The 15,808-nt window shown below is 38.6% G+C and carries 14 protein-coding genes; 10 read left to right on the forward strand and 4 right to left on the reverse strand.

The window, feature by feature from the left end:
• Positions 1-206: 206 nt before the first annotated feature.
• The 3 genes from chlG to NOS7107_RS03960 all read right to left on the reverse strand — a co-directional run bounded on the left by chlG (position 207) and on the right by NOS7107_RS03960 (position 2,758).
• Positions 207-1,256, reverse strand: a complete 1,050-nt coding sequence (chlG, locus tag NOS7107_RS03950) for a chlorophyll synthase ChlG (protein ID WP_015111698.1) — start codon at positions 1,254-1,256, stop codon at positions 207-209.
• A gap of 123 nt (positions 1,257-1,379) precedes the next feature.
• Positions 1,380-2,480: an ArsA family ATPase gene (locus NOS7107_RS03955; RefSeq protein ID WP_015111699.1), complete on the reverse strand. Its 1,101-nt coding sequence runs from the start codon at positions 2,478-2,480 to the stop codon at positions 1,380-1,382.
• 86 nt (positions 2,481-2,566) lie between these two features.
• Positions 2,567-2,758 carry a DUF2862 domain-containing protein gene (locus tag NOS7107_RS03960; protein ID WP_015111700.1) on the reverse strand — a complete coding sequence of 64 codons (192 nt, stop codon included), beginning with the start codon at positions 2,756-2,758 and terminating at the stop codon, positions 2,567-2,569.
• Between the two features lie 177 nt (positions 2,759-2,935).
• On the opposite strand from NOS7107_RS03960, the gene NOS7107_RS03965 reads away from it, so the two are divergent.
• Complete coding sequence (locus tag NOS7107_RS03965) at positions 2,936-3,169, forward strand: hypothetical protein (RefSeq protein ID WP_052314751.1); 234 nt, start codon at positions 2,936-2,938, stop codon at positions 3,167-3,169.
• 4 nt (positions 3,170-3,173) lie between these two features.
• Here NOS7107_RS03965 and NOS7107_RS03970 read toward each other — a convergent pair whose 3' ends face one another.
• Positions 3,174-4,289, reverse strand: a complete 1,116-nt coding sequence (locus NOS7107_RS03970) for a glucuronosyltransferase (protein WP_015111701.1) — start codon at positions 4,287-4,289, stop codon at positions 3,174-3,176.
• 351 nt (positions 4,290-4,640) lie between these two features.
• Between NOS7107_RS03970 and NOS7107_RS03975 the strand changes: the two genes are divergently transcribed.
• The 9 genes from NOS7107_RS03975 (at position 4,641) to NOS7107_RS27120 (ending at position 15,772) form a co-directional block, all read left to right on the forward strand.
• A complete protein-coding gene (locus NOS7107_RS03975; protein ID WP_015111702.1) occupies positions 4,641-5,987 on the forward strand; it encodes a nucleotide sugar dehydrogenase in 1,347 nt (448 codons plus the stop codon).
• A 14-nt stretch (positions 5,988-6,001) separates the two neighbouring features.
• A complete protein-coding gene (locus NOS7107_RS03980; protein WP_157373945.1) occupies positions 6,002-6,961 on the forward strand; it encodes a Gfo/Idh/MocA family protein in 960 nt (319 codons plus the stop codon).
• On the forward strand, positions 6,954-7,535 hold the full coding sequence (locus NOS7107_RS03985; protein ID WP_015111704.1) for an acyltransferase: 582 nt from the start codon (positions 6,954-6,956) through the stop codon (positions 7,533-7,535). The genes NOS7107_RS03980 and NOS7107_RS03985 overlap by 8 nt, the downstream gene beginning before the upstream one ends.
• Positions 7,532-8,701 (forward strand): DegT/DnrJ/EryC1/StrS aminotransferase family protein, encoded by a 1,170-nt coding sequence (locus NOS7107_RS03990; protein WP_015111705.1) that lies wholly within the window; start codon positions 7,532-7,534, stop codon positions 8,699-8,701. The genes NOS7107_RS03985 and NOS7107_RS03990 overlap by 4 nt, the downstream gene beginning before the upstream one ends.
• Positions 8,702-8,767: 66 nt before the next feature.
• The gene (locus NOS7107_RS03995; protein WP_015111706.1) at positions 8,768-9,781 is read left to right on the forward strand and encodes an NAD-dependent epimerase/dehydratase family protein; all 1,014 of its coding nucleotides are present in this window, start codon (positions 8,768-8,770) and stop codon (positions 9,779-9,781) included.
• A 72-nt stretch (positions 9,782-9,853) separates the two neighbouring features.
• Positions 9,854-11,224, forward strand: coding sequence for a hypothetical protein (locus NOS7107_RS04000; protein WP_172641454.1), 1,371 nt, complete (start codon positions 9,854-9,856; stop codon positions 11,222-11,224).
• Between the two features lie 38 nt (positions 11,225-11,262).
• Positions 11,263-13,134 carry an asparagine synthase (glutamine-hydrolyzing) gene (asnB, locus tag NOS7107_RS04005; RefSeq protein ID WP_015111708.1) on the forward strand — a complete coding sequence of 624 codons (1,872 nt, stop codon included), beginning with the start codon at positions 11,263-11,265 and terminating at the stop codon, positions 13,132-13,134.
• Between the two features lie 116 nt (positions 13,135-13,250).
• Complete coding sequence (locus NOS7107_RS04010; RefSeq protein ID WP_157373948.1) at positions 13,251-13,997, forward strand: ABC transporter permease; 747 nt, start codon at positions 13,251-13,253, stop codon at positions 13,995-13,997.
• A complete protein-coding gene (locus NOS7107_RS27120; protein ID WP_015111710.1) occupies positions 13,994-15,772 on the forward strand; it encodes an ABC transporter ATP-binding protein in 1,779 nt (592 codons plus the stop codon). Before NOS7107_RS04010 ends, NOS7107_RS27120 begins: the two co-directional genes overlap by 4 nt.
• The last annotated feature ends 36 nt before the right edge of the window (positions 15,773-15,808 follow it).

Raw genomic sequence — 15,808 nt, forward strand, 5'->3', positions numbered from 1 at the left:
TTCAAATTGAAAAAAGTGCTGAGTGCTTAACGAAATATAATTAGGACTTACGCAACGCTAATAATGTCATTGCGACCGGAACGAAGTGTAGGGAAGCAATCTCAGCGTCAGGGGAGATTACTTCCCTATCGGTCGTAATGACGGAGTTACGTTATTTTTGCGTAAGTCCTGAGAATCTTTCTTCTTTCTTAGCACTCAGCAATTTTTTAAACTCCTGCATGGCCTAACGCCAAACCAACAACCAACATACCGAGAACAAGAAATGGTTGGGCGCTGGCTTGGTATTTCACATCGTTCTTTAAGGGGTCACGCAGGAAATACATATCCTGGAAGGTGATTTGGGGAATGATTAACAGTACTAGTATGGCCGCGTATAAATTTTCATGGATGCTGACAAGATAAGCAGCCATAAAGCCTTGAAATATGTCAATCATCAATACACAAATCCAGGCGGCGGTAGTAACACCAAACATGACTGGTAGTGATTTTAACCCTAACTGGCGATCGCCTTCGACACTTTTAAAGTCGTTAACAATGGCAATCCCCAACCCTGCCCAGCTGTAAATTAATGTGAGAATCAAAACTTGCCAAGTCAGTTCACCAAATAAAGCATGACCAGCCCACCAAGGTAAGGCGATATAACTTGCACCTAAAGCATAATTCCCCAGCCAGCCGTTTTGCTTCAGTTTCAGGGGAGGGGCAGAGTAAATATAAGAAACCAATGAGCCGAAAATTGCTAGGGCTACAACGGTGGGAAATTCATGACCAGCCCAGACATCTAGGAGGTATGCTAAACCAATTCCTGATACTAATAATACTAAAATTTGGGTCACAACTTGGGGTACAGAAATTGCGCCAGAGGGAATGGGGCGATAGGGTTCATTGATGGCATCAATTTCGCGATCGTAAAAATCATTCATGGTTTGGGTGTAACCAGCCAGCAGCGGCCCAGAAAGTAACATACAAGCTGCGGCTTTCAAGACATTTTCTAGAGTCCAGGTATAGTTACCCGAAGAAGCCGCACCACAAACTACACCCCAAATCAGGGGAATCCAGGTGATGGGCTTCATCAATTGCAGGCGGATTTTCCAAATGGAAGTTTCTCCGGGTGCTGCACCTTTCATCCCTAGTAGCTGGCGAGTTTTGGCGGTGCGTTCGCTCTGGGCGACTATTCCTGCTTCACTAGAATTATCTGTTACTGAGTCTAGTGCCTCAGCAGGGTTGGAATTGGGGGGTATAGGAGTTGATTCAGACATAAGATTATGTATTGGGAATAAAAGATTAGGAATTAATAAAGTCAAAAATCAAAAGGTAAAAGATTAATTTCTTTTTACTTTTGCCTTTTTACTTTTTCGTTACTAGTCCCTAATCTCTACGGTTTAAAAAGAAATAATCAAATAGTTATTTTGGAATTTCGCTCCAGTCACAGGCCTACCAGTTAAAGCTGGCGGGAGGAAGATATTACGGCGTTGGTCGCCTGCTTCTACTGTTACTTCTGGCCCTACTTGGGTGAGTTTTACCTGTTTTTTGTCAAATCCAGGCAAAAATAAGCGTACCTGACGATTATGGACATCAATTTCTATTGGTCTTGGTACTTGGTTTGCTTGCTCGACAAAGTTGGGTAAGGCATCAATTAGCGGTTGCCATTCCCCTGGGGTAACATCAGGGACAACACTTACAGCCAAAGGTGTAAATTCTGTGCCTAAGTTTGCTGTTGTTTGGTCAGAAATCTGCACCACACCACCAACTGTCAGACCAACTTGTTGAGCGCTACCCCACAAATAACGAGCAACTGCGACTTCAATAGGGTCATTGGTTGTTACCAAAAATGCGGCAACTCGGTTGGGGTCAGCTAAAGCAGCCTTCCCCTTATCCAAGAAATCGTTGGCTTGGTTTGTGGGTTGAGCAAAGTTATCTGCTGTCCAGTTGACGTTAAAAAAACTGCTAATCAAAGGTTGAATTAAGGGCGATTCGGTAATTGTCTTGCCTAAATCGGAGTTGACAAATAACTGTCGAAATCGCCGAACATACCAACTGAGAGATTCTGGCAAACCCAACAGCCGCAATGTAAAAGAATCACCCGTGCCATCGTAAATAATTACATCATATTTACCACTGGCATCATATTCGCGGATAGCATTTAAAGCGAGGGCGCTGTCCATTCCTGGTAAGGCTACCAGTTCTTGACCATAAACCTCTTTAAAAATGGGTGTACGCAGGTATTGCGCCTCAAGTTTTTTTAATTCTTCCCAGTTGCGTTCTAGAAGTACAGATGCTGGCAACTGTACTGCTTGCAAATTAGGAGCGATTTGTTGAGGGTCGGCAGAGAGTGTTTGCTCTAAGAGGATAGGTAACACTGGTTCTGCCAGTCCTGCCAATAGTACACGCTTACCTTGGCTTGCAAATAGTTTAGCTGCGGCGATCGCAATTTTGCTACGAGCGATGCCGCTATTGCCTAAAAATGTCAATATTAGGGACATTTTGTGATTTCCAATTACCGCCTGTCTTTTCCACTCCAACTTAGCACTAGGCAAATACTCTTAGCTTCCACCTTGAGTTAGCCTGACTAAACTGGTTTGATTTCGTCCTCAAAAAACCAAGTGGCGCTATTATCTTCAAACTTCACCACTATGCCAACGCCGCTACCATCAGTCATTTTGTAGCCTTCAATCACGCCGACTTTACCTAGTTTTTGAGCAACTAAACTGGGTACGCGATCGCGTAGACGATACACCTTAACTTTTTGTCCGATTTCCATGCTGCCTGATTACAATGCAATAAACCAAGTCTCAGTTTAGCGGAATCTGGGACTCATCTATCGCTTCGCCCCACTCCAAATTAAAATTAAATCAACACGCAATCAGGTATAAAACCATGTTTGTCACAGCGCAACAGCTAGAACAACAAATGCCCGATGCAACTCGGTTGTTAAGTGATGAGCCGGAAATGGAAACTTCGTTACTTTACACATGAAGGAGAGTTAGTACCAACACCAGAAGAGGCGGCGTTAAACTTACAACAACAAGCAGTTGAGGCAAAACAACAAGCAGTTGAGGCACAGCAACAGTTATCTGACACTGAATTAAGATTACAAAACGAACAGGAGCGATCGCAACGGTTGGCAGAATATTTGCGATCGCAAGGAATTGACCCAGATAATTTGAGTTAGACTATCAAGCTGATTTCTTATTTAGAATTTCTAGCCACCGTGAGACTAATTCATCCCATGAGTAGATTTTATCAGTGAGAATTTGAGACCGATCATATATCTGCGCGGCAATTAAAGCTTGATAAATACTACCAGCATCTCCTGGTTGATAGTAAAATACATTTGTTCTTGACGATACAAGATAAGCAGGAGCAACAATTGGTAGTTGACAATAACTATATTGAATAATTTTGAGACTATCAGTAAAACATTCAGCCCCAGGAGTATATGCTAGTGTCTGAAGTGCAATATCTGCATATTTAATATAGGGTATTGTGGACTCAAATGGTAACTCTTGATAAGCAATAATATTATTTCTTTGAGGTAAATTATTCATTGGCCCAATTATATGAAATTGCCAATTTGGCAATAATTGACTAGCTTGTTCTAAAAAGTCGTAATCAAAATGAGCGTTACCGACAAAAACGACGTTAGGTGTATCTGAAACTGGGTAAGGATTGGCATAATCCTGGTTAAATATATCTTTGCGAATGCCATGTAACTCTAATTCTAGATTAAGTAAACCTGCAAATAAACGGTAAATATATTGGCTGGGTACACTGACTAAATCAAACTTGGGGGCGACTCGTTCCTCAGTGTCTAATACAACTGAGTGATTGCGTAAAAGGCGCAAGTCATCGGACACTCTATAGATAAACTGAGCTTGGGGATTAAGTTGTTTACATCGGTCAAATAGTAGTAAAGCTGGTGTACTCTCAAAGATAAATAAGTCAGTCTCTTTTAGTAGAGGTTCTACGGTTCCTAGAGGAAGTTGGCCGTACAAATTAAACAAACCACGGCTAAGATAATTGAGTAAATTAGAGCGCAGATTAGCCGGATGCCAAGGTGTAAACCAGACATAACTCCAGAAATTTTTCCGTATTAGCTGAAGTTGGTTTGCTTCTTGCAATACAGGATAAGCTAGGCGGTAGTCTCTCCGAATTACAGACAACCAACTTAAGGCAGATGTGACAAAAATAACTTCCCAACCCTGATGCCAAAAAGCCTCAGCCAGCCAGTGAAAACCTGCTTTGCGTTTAGAATTCCAATAGTGTCCAGTCACTAAAACTACACGCTTCATAACTTACTGCATATCATCATAAATATTGTCCTCAAACTGCTAAACTAATACAGCTATGGCAATCAAATGAAAGCCGAAGTCAGTACTGTGTTCCCCTCTAGTTACCAATATCTTTTTTTACCTATTGAGTGATTAATATGGTAATAATAAATCAACTCAATGATAGGATAACTCTGTCTTCGCCTGCTGCGCCTAGTGTAGAGTAACTTTGACAGATTAAAAATAATTTTAATCCAGTATTGTGAAAACTTTCACAATAATTTTATAAGATTTATTTTGCTATTATCCATCTTGTGAAATATTGGAAATAATCTGCATTACAGCAGTAAAATTTCCAATTTTATAGGTGTAATGATTATCCATAGAGCCATGTTGGAAAAGCCTTCTGTTTTATTAGCTTTACAAGAAAAGATTAGAACACATACAGCGATCGTTGGTGTTGTGGGGTTAGGATATGTAGGACTCCCGTTTGCTGTCGAAAAAGCCAAAGTTGGTTATCGGGTGTTGGGAATTGAGCAAAATCCCCAAAGGGCTGAAAAAGTCAACATGGCTGACAATTACATCACCGATATTAAAGATGAAGATTTGAAACAAGTTGTGACTAGTGGGAATTTACAAGCAGTTTTGAATTTTGATCGTGTTGCCGAGATGGACGTAATTGTAATTTGCGTTCCCACCCCATTAACAAAAAATTTAACACCAAATTTGAGTTACATAGAAAGTGTGACTCATTCGATTGCCAAACGCTTACGACCAGGACAGTTAGTGACTTTAGAATCTACCACCTATCCAGGCACTACGGATGAGGTGATGCGTCCGGTATTGGAACAAACCAGTGGTTTAAAGCAGGGAGAAGATTTCTTTCTCGCCCATTCACCAGAACGGGTAGACCCTGGTAATCAGCGCTACACAACCAAAAATACTAATAAGGTAGTTGGTGCTTCGGATACTCATTCCCTGGAAGTAGCGACTTTATTCTATCAGCAGACTATTGACCATGTAGTACCAGTCAGTAGCGCTAAGGCAGCGGAATTAGTCAAGGTGTTTGAAAATACCTTTCGGGCTGTGAATATTGCCTTGGTGAATGAGTTGGCGTTATTGTGCGATCGCATCGATTTAAATGTTTGGGAAGTTTTAGACGCTGCCAATACCAAACCTTTCGGCATTATGCCCTTTTATCCTGGACCTGGTGTCGGTGGTCACTGCATCCCCATCGACCCCCATTATTTAGAATGGAAAGCCAAGGAAGTTAATTTTAATACCCACTTTATCGCCTTGGCAGGAGAAATCAATCGCTCCATGCCGTTGTTTGTCAGGGAAAAAGCTCGTAGAGTCTTGAATGATTTGGGTTTAGCCCCAGCGAAATCAAAAATTTTGGTAATCGGTACAGCTTACAAAAAAGACCTCGGTGATTGGCGAGAATCACCATCAATCATGGTAATTAATTATTTACTAGAAGATAAAATGACCGTGGCTTACCATGATCCTTTTGTGCCGGAAATTGAAGTCAAAGGTCAAAATTTCACTAGTTTGCCCTTAACTGATGCGAATATTGCGGCGGCTGACTTGGTAATTATTGCCACCGACCACAGTCAAGTAGATTATGTCAAGTTAGTCGCCAAAGCCAAAGCAGTTTTAGATACCAGAGGAATCACTCGACATCTGGATTGCCTGCACGATAAAGTAACTTTGCTGTAGGGATAGGTGAAGTGGTGACAAATTCAAGGCAAGCACAAGTAATTGTAGTTGGGGCGGGAAACTGGGGTAAAAACTTGGTGCGGAATTTCCACACTTTAGGGGCGTTGGCAGGAGTAGCCGAAGCTCATCCTGGTTTACGAGAAGCGATCGCCACAACTTACCCAGATATTACTACATACAGTGATTTTGCCGCAGCCTTAGCAACGGATGTCCCAGCATTAGTCTTAGCCACACCAGCACCTGGCCATTATGAATTGGCAATGGCAGCTTTACAAGCAGGCAAAGATGTGTTTGTGGAAAAGCCAATGACACTGCGGACAGAGGAAGCTAGACAACTAGCGGAATACGCCGACAAACACGGGCGAATTTTAATGGTAGGACATTTATTGTTATACCAGCCGGCGATCGCTTGGATGCGGAATTATCTCACTAGTGGTCAAGCGGGGAAAGTTATCCACGTCGCCGCCAGAAGATTGAAACTCGGCAAAGTCCGCAGCGAAGAAAATGTCTGGTGGTCATTTGCACCCCATGATGTTTCTGTAGTCTTAGACTTATTGGGCAACCCAAAATTGCAAAGCGTCCAAGCTCAAGGTCATGCTATCTTACAACCCAGTATTGAAGATTCTGTACAAGTTGACCTGCGTTTTGGCAGTGGTCAATCAGCCCAGATTCATTGTTCTTGGTACTGGCCGTTAACAGAACGCAGCACCGTAGTGATTGCCGAAGCGCAGATGTTGGTTTACGATGAAGTCGCTCAAACTGTGACTATCCACCACAAACATATTGACCAAGATTTAAAACACTACGACCAAGGTAGTGAAATTGTGGAAGTAGCCGCATCAGAACCCCTGAAAATCGAGTGTCAACACTTTCTAGATTGTTTGCAAACCCGTCAAACCCCCCGTTCTGATGGGTGGAATGGTGTAGCCGTCGTGGAAATTTTAGAGGAGGCGCAGAAATCCCTACATGGCTAATTATTTTGTACATGAATCCAGTTATGTGGATGAAGGCGCAGACATTGGCGAAGGTACAAAAATTTGGCATTTTTGCCACATCTTCGCCAAAGCGAAAATTGGACGGAACTGCATCTTCGGGCAGAATGTTTTAGTTTCTAATAACGTAGTTGTTGGTGATTATTGCAAAATTCAAAATAACGTCTCGCTGTACGAAGGCGTAATTTTAGAAGACTATGTTTTTTGCGGCCCCAGTATGGTCTTCACCAACGTCAAAACACCGCGTTGTGAATTTCCGCGCAATACCAGTAATGATTACCTAAAAACTTTGGTCAAGCGCGGTAGCAGTATTGGCGCAAATGCCACAATCGTTTGTGGTGTTACCTTACATGAATGTGCTTTTGTCGCCGCCGGCGCAGTGGTGACAAAAGATGTACCAGCTTATGCAATGGTGGCTGGAGTACCCGCAAACATAATTGGGTGGATGAGTGCCTACGGAGATGTGCTACAGTTTGATGCTGATGGCTATGCTGTAGATTCTACAGGCACCAAATATCAACAAGTATCAGAGAAAGAAGTGATAAGGGTTTCATGAGCCAAGATAAAATTCCTGTTCTCGACCTTAAACCGCAATACGAATCTCTCAAAGCTGAAATTCAGGAAGCTATCACACGGGTGTTGGAATCTGGTCAATTTATTATGGGGCCAGATGTCAAATTATTTGAGCAAGAAGCAGCAGAGTATCTGGGCGTGAAACACGCGATCGCGGTAAACTCTGGAACTGATGCTTTAGTTATTGGGTTGAAAGCGTTAGGCATTAATCAAGGTGATGAGGTAATTACTACACCCTTTAGCTTTTTTGCTACAGCTGAATCAATTAGTAACGTAGGCGCAACACCAATATTTGCTGATATTAGTGCCGATAGCTTTAATATTGACCCAGCCGCCATTGTTGAGAAAATTACACCACGCACCACAGCTATCATGCCAGTTCACCTCTATGGTAATCCCGCAGCGATGGCAGCCATTTTAGACATTGCCCAAGCCCACAATCTCAAAGTCATTGAAGACTGCGCCCAGTCTTTCGGCGCACGTTATCATGGCACTTGTGCTGGATGCAATGAGGAGTGTCAAGAAAGTATACGTACCCGCATTACTGGCAAACAAACAGGTACAATCGGCGATGTTGGCGCTTATTCCTTCTTCCCTTCTAAAAACTTAGGTGCTTTCGGTGATGGCGGATTAATCGCTACTGATAATGACCAATTTGCTGAAACTGCCCGGATGTTGCGCGTACATGGGGCCAAGAAGAAGTATCATAATGAAGTTTTAGGTTATAACTCCCGCTTAGATACATTGCAGGCAGCAATTTTACGTGTGAAGTTGCCCCATATTGACCAATGGAATGAAGGCAGACGCAGAGTTGCAAAAACTTACAACGAATTATTGGCTGATGTTGCAGGTGTAATTACACCAAACCTCGCCGATGGTCATGTGTTTCACCAATACACCATTCGGATTTTAGATGGTAAGCGCGATCGCGTGCAGCAAAATTTAGCCGCCCAAGGCATCGGTAGTATGATTTACTATCCCATTCCTCAAGATAAATTGCCTGTATATAAAGGTCAGTATCCCGCAAATCCCGTGAGTGATCTGCTATCTGATGAAGTTCTGAGTCTACCCATCTGGCCAGAATTAGCCGACACTGAAATTAACCGAGTGGTTAAAACAATCAAGGAAGCAATAGTTCTTGATTCATAGCATCCTATTTAGGGTAAACTAACTTTTTGTTGATGAATCTGCCTAGGTGCAAACTGGAGAAAAATCATGGATTTACAAGGCAAGCGGCTTTTAGTGATTGGTGGCGCTGGATTAATTGGATCTCACACAGTTGATCAACTACTAAAAGAAGATGTCGCAGAAATCCGCATTTATGATAATTTCACTCGCGGCAGACAAGAAAACTTAACTGAAGCTTTTAAAGACCCACGAGTTAATGTTTTTCCTTTAGGTGGTGAACTCCTCCACAGAGATATTTTAGATCAGGCGATGAAAGGCATTGATGGAGTTTTTCATTTTGCCGCCCTGTGGTTATTGCATTGTTACGATTATCCCCGTTCTGCTTTTGAAGTTAATATTGGGGGTACCTTTAATGTTTTAGAAGCTTGTATTAATAATGGAGTACAAAAGCTAGTTTATTCTTCCTCGGCTTCTGTGTATGGTGATGCAATTGAAGAGCCAATGAGAGAAGACCATCCATATAACAATACCACTTTCTATGGGGCAACTAAAATAGCAGGCGAACATATATGTCGTTCTCTGTATCATCGCTACAAAGGTACAGAAAAACATTTTGATTATGTGGGACTGCGGTATATGAATGTGTATGGGCCACGCCAAGATTATCAGGGTACTTATATTGCCGTAATTATGAAAATTTTGGACAGACTAGATAAAGGATTACCCCCAGTAGTTTATGGTGATGGCTCACAAGCCTATGATTTTATCTACGTCGGAGATTGTGCTAGAGCTAACGTTTGTGCAATGAAATCAACTGCTACAGATGCTTTTTATAATGTTGGTACTGGTGTGAAAACTACTATTCAAGAATTAGCAGAGTTGATTTTAGAAGTTACCGGTTCTGACTTGAAAATTCAATATGAACCAGGTGGTCAAACCTTTGTAACCAACCGTGTAGGTTGTCCTCAAAAAGCATCTGCGGAAATTGATTTTGCAGCCAAATTACAACTTAAAGAAGGACTAGCGAAACTTATTGAATGGCGCAATAGTCACAAAGAAGAAGTCGCTAGTCGTCGCCGCGCAGTGGGAATAGCTGATTAAATCCTGATCAAATCATTCATAAGGTGAATGTGTATTACATCTAATCTAATTAATAATTAGGTGTAATATACATTGGCTGATGTAATGAGTATTAAATTAGTTCTTCGTCATCTTAAAAACCTATTCATTTTTTTTATTTTAGGTTTACTAGCAGTGTTTCTCTGGCCTAATTACGTCAACTACCAAAAGACAGAAAATTACATTAAAAACTTTCAAATCGCTAAATATGAACGACAAGGTACAGATTTTTATAACCCTAAATATTCACCTTTAAGATTAGGAAAACCATTAGAAAAAATAGATATAACTTATGATTATGATTTTAATCGTCTGTTGAAGGTTGAACAAAAATTAAAAGGTGTCAATCGGAAAAAAGCCCTAAAATATATATTTTTAGAAGTCACCAAAAATGCTCAAACGAATACAGAGAAACACATTACTTTGTTAAAATTTTTGCGTAGAAGTAGTTTGCATAATGCGTATTTACAACCAACTTACCCAGATAAGACACCAGTATTTGATCCGTTAATATTACTGGAATTAGGAGAAATGAGATGTGGTCATGGAGCTAGATTAGCTGTAGATTTGTTTAAAGCGGGTGGATACAAAGCTCGCTTAGTTCAAGCAGGAAACCATGTATTGGCTGAAGTATTTTATGAACAACAGTACCATTACTTTGATACAGATATTTTTACAGATGGAGAAACAGTTATAAAAAATGGCATCATACCTTCATTTGCACAACTCAGCCAAACGCCTTACTCAATAGACTCAGTAGCTGCATATCAAGAGGTATTTTTTAAAAGTTGGATAGATAAGGAGAAGGTAAAAGATGAAATAGAACAGATGCCATATAGATACATATATCCATCTTACTTTTATTTTTACCAAAAAGCTTATGAAGGTACATTACCTTATTACTATAAAAAAACTGCCAATGTAAAACAAGAACAAGATAAATTGTATGGGTGGAATTATTATAAAAGTGTTTTAGATAAAAAAAGAATTCTTCAGGAGAGTCAACCTATTTATTATGCTCCTACGGAAATTATATTTAAAAATATAGAAATTTTCCAGGATGAAAAAATAGACAAAGTAATTCTAGAATGGGAGCCGAGTAAAGACTTTGATAACGATTTACTAGGTTATAAAATTTATATTTCTCAGCATCAAAGAGAATGGTCTTATAACGAATGGAGAAGCGATAAAAAAGTAGAAAAATATTGGAGTAATAGAGGTGGTTGGAAACCAAAAATGTATAAATATCTTGATCAAGAGCCGCATCATGAAATCAATTTACTTAAAACATCAGATACCAAGGTAGAATTATCATTGCCCAAACAAAATACTTATTATGTCTCTGTGATGCCTTATGATGCTCATGGTGAATCTGTAGGTAAGAAAGTTTATCCAATGTCTAATGAAATTAAACTTAAGTTATAAAAATTTTGATTTTCAGTAACAAAATTTACCAAAATTGAATGTGTGGAATTACAGGTATACTCAATCTAGATGGCGATCCAGTATCCCCAGTGATACTCAAAAAAATGACAGATGCGATCGCTCACCGAGGCCCAGATGGTGAAGGACAATATATAGATAATGGTCTTGGTCTTGGTCATCGTCGTCTAGCTATCATAGATTTATCTCCGGCTGGCCATCAACCAATGTCAACAATCGATGGTCAGTTGATTATGACCTACAACGGAGAGATTTATAATTTTAACGAATTACGCATTGAATTAGAATCTTTAGGCTATCAATTTCGTTCCCGCACAGACAGCGAAGTGCTACTTTATGCTTATGCAGAGTGGAGAGAAAAATGCCTGGAACGATTCAATGGTATGTTTGCCTTTGCAATTTGGGACAAGCGGCGAAGAGAATTATTTTTAGCACGCGATCGCTACGGAATTAAACCTTTATATTACACAAACACAGGCACTAAATTTATCTTTGGTTCGGAAGTCAAAGCCATCATTGCACATCCCGATTATCCTCGATCTATAGATTTTGAGGGATTACTGGAATATTTGACATTTCAAAATTTCTTAACTGAAAAAACTTTATTTAAAGATATAAAACTGTTGCCTGCGGGAACATATATGTGTCTATCATTAGACACGCAAAAGTCAGTACAACAACAATATTGGGATTATCATTTTGTTGAGCCAGATAATCCTTTAGATGACAGAGAATATCTAGAAGAATTAGATAGATTATTTCGCCAAGCAATCAATCGCCAACTAATTAGTGATGTCGAATTGGGAGCTTATTTAAGCGGGGGAATAGATAGTGGCTCAATTACTGCGATCGCGGCGCAACAACTTCCCTATATTAAATCTTTTACTTGTGGTTTTGACCTTAATTCCGCTTCTGGTGTTGAAGTGAGTTATGATGAGCGAGAAGCTGCTGAATATATGTCTTATTTATTCAAGACTGAACACTACGAAATGGTCTTGAAAGCTGGTGATATGGAACGAGTAATGCCGCGTTTAGCATGGCATTTGGAAGAACCACGTGTAGGACAGAGTTATCCAAATTTTTATGTAGCCCAATTAGCCAGTAAATTTGTGAAAGTTGTCCTTGCTGGTACTGGCGGAGATGAACTATTTGCAGGTTATCCTTGGCGCTATTACCGTGCAGTTGTCAATGATGATTTTGAGCATTACGTTGATAAATACTATAGTTTTTGGCAACGATTACTATCTCCAGAAGAAATTAAAAATGTTTTTCAACCGATTTGGTCAAAAGTAGAGCATATTTCTACTAAAGATATTTTTAGCAGTGTGTTTAGACAGCATTCGGTTGAGCTAACTCGTCCTGAAGATTATGTTAATCACTCTCTTTACTTTGAAGCTAAAACTTTCTTACATGGGCTTTTAGTTGTGGAAGATAAATTGAGTATGGCGCATTCCTTAGAAACGAGAGTACCATTTCTGGATAACGATTTGGTGGATTTTGCCATGAAAATCCCCACGCGGTTAAAATTGGGCAACCTTACAGAAGTAATCAGATTAAACGAAAATGAACCAGGAAATAAAACTGACAAGTATTTTCAAAAAAATAAAGATGGTAAATTATTGCTCCGCGAAGTCATGAGCAACTATATTCCTAAAGTTTTAACGGAACGAGTCAAACAGGGATTCTCTGCGCCTGATGCTAGTTGGTTTAAGGGAGAAAGTATTGATTATGTGCGGCGCACAATTGAAAATAATCATGCTAAGATTTACAATTTTTTAGATCAATCAGCCGTAAGCCAATTAGTCGATGAGCATTTGCAAGGAAAGGCTAATCGCCGCTTATTAATCTGGTCACTGTTGAATTTAGAAAAATGGTGTAGTCTTTTTTTATAACTTCCTTAGCTCATATTTATTACTTTTTCTACAGAATGTTTACTTTAAAAGATAATTTGCAGCCATTTCGAGAAATAGCCTATCTTTTCCAAAGGCATAGACAGTTAATTTTGGAAATGGCTAAACGTGAAATTACTGATAGATATAAAGGTCAAGTTTTAGGTAATGTTTGGGCAATATTGCACCCTTTAACTTTAATGGGTGTTTATATTTTTATATTTGTTTTTGTGTTTAAAATTAAAATCGGTGCGAATAGAAATTTACCTTTTGACTATACAACCTACATATTATCAGGTCTAATTCCCTGGTTAAGTTTACAGGAAATTTTAGGTAAAGCGAGTACAGTAATTATTAGCCATGCCAATTTAGTTAAACAATTAGTATTTCCAATTGCCATCTTACCAATTAAAAGTGTTATCTCTTCATTAATCAATCAACTTATATTCTTATTAATTTTAATTGTCTATGTCAGTATCGCATTTCAAAAGATTAATCTTACTTTTCTACTATTGCCAATTCTTCTATTCATTCAATCTTTAATGATGATCGGCATAGCTTATATACTATCTGCTATAGGCGTTTATTTCAAAGATATTAAAGATTTTGTCCAAATTTTTACACTAATAGGAGTATACTTACTTCCGATTTTTTATTTGCCAGAGCAAATACCACAAATATTTCAACCTTTACTATATATTAATCCATTTAGCTATATTATTTGGTGCTATCAAGATGCACTTTATTTCGGCAAATTTCAGCATCCTTTTGCATGGATTTTTGCCATAATTATGAGCCATCTTATTTTCTCTCTCGGTTATAAAATATTTTGTAAGTTACAGGTAATGTTTGGAAACTTACTATGATTGAAGATATAATTTCAGTTAAAAATTTATCAATGGCATATCCAGTGTATTCATCTCCTAAAAGTATGTTTCTAGAGATGGTAACTGGCAAGATACGTCACGATCTTTTTTGGGCGCTTCAAGATGTTAGCTTTAAAATTAAAGCTAAACAAAAAGTCGGAATTATTGGGCCAAATGGCTCTGGCAAAAGTACTTTATTAAAAATCATCACAGGTAATTTAAAGCCTACGTCTGGACAAGTAGAAGTTAATGGCAAGATTTCTGCCATGTTAAGTTTAACTTCATTTTTAAACCCAGAAGAAACAGGTTTAGAAAATATCCGCTTTAATTTAATCATGAATGGTTGCCCAAAAGAAGAAATTGAAATAATTACAGAAGAAATTATTGAATTTACAGAATTAGGGCATTTCATTTATGCACCAGTGAAAACTTATAGCTCAGGAATGAATGCTAAACTGGCATTTGCTATTACTACAGCTATCAAACCAGAAATATTAGTTGTTGATGAAATTCTAAGTGTTGGTGATGCTTATTTTATGGGTAAAGCCACCAAGAGAATGATCGATTTATGCGATCAAGGAAAAGGATTAATATTTGTCAGTCATGCTACAAGTGCAGTGCAAATGTTATGTGATACAGTCATTTGGCTAGATAATGGCTCACTGCGAGAGATAGGTGAAGCAGAATATGTACTGAATAAGTATGAAGAGGATTATCGCAAGCGCGAAGATGAAGCCACAAGAATTGGCAATATGGCGAAAAAGCATCAGAGTACATATCTGGTGAGTACGCTAGAGAATCCTGAATCTAATATTTTGATCCTGAGATTAGTTTCTAATCAAGAAAATTGTATTTTTGCAGATACACATTACATTAGGCATATTGAATTATCGAGCGAAAATTTAGAAGATTTAACAGTTCCATTAACACTGCAAAATGTAGAAGATCCAAATGTTAATGTTTGGCTAGATTTACTAGAATCTGAATGGGGAAGGCTTTATTCTAAAGATGGTTATGATTGTAGAATTTTGAGTGCTAAATCTGGTAAAAAAACTGGTGGGTATATATTTATTAAAGTACCGCCACCGAATTTAAAACAAAATAGCTATACTTTCAATTTATTACTGGAAAGTCAATCAATTCTCAATAAAGAAAAAATTGATATTGAATTTATTAATTATAAAATAGGAACTTGGCAGAAGGTAGATACAATTGAACATCAGAATTTAAAAGATGGATGGGAGTCAAGTATGGCTAAATTAGAAATCCCATGCGTCTCTAATGAAGAGTATCAATTGACATTGAATAAAATACAAGCCGAAAGTAAACCTGATATTGAAATCGAAGAAATTAAACTCACTGTTAATGGAGAAGACAAATATACCATCGACGCACACCAAAGTTTTGAAATTACAGTTACCATCTTGGCTAATCGTCTAGTGGCTGTTGCTGATGTGGGAATTAAAATTACTCGTTCTGATGGTGTACATACTTTTTGGCAATCTAGTGGGTTAAAAAATCATAACTTGCATAATATTAGTGGTAAAGTCAAGGTTTGCTTTAAATTTAACGAAAACTATATAGCCGCAGGAGAATACAGTGTTTCTGCTTACTGCGCTAATGGTTGGAATTATGAAAATAATTTTCCTTATAGTGAAGTTTTAGCGCGTAACGTTTCTGGTTTAAAATTTAAAGTCAATAATGAACTTCCCGGAGTTTGTTTTGGTTTAGTTAATATACAAGTACCTGTAGAATATATCACAGAAGATATTTAAATTAATTTTTAACTTTAACTAAACTGTATTTAATAG

Source organism: Nostoc sp. PCC 7107 (genome assembly GCF_000316625.1).
Classification (GTDB): Bacteria; Cyanobacteriota; Cyanobacteriia; order Cyanobacteriales; family Nostocaceae; genus Nostoc_B.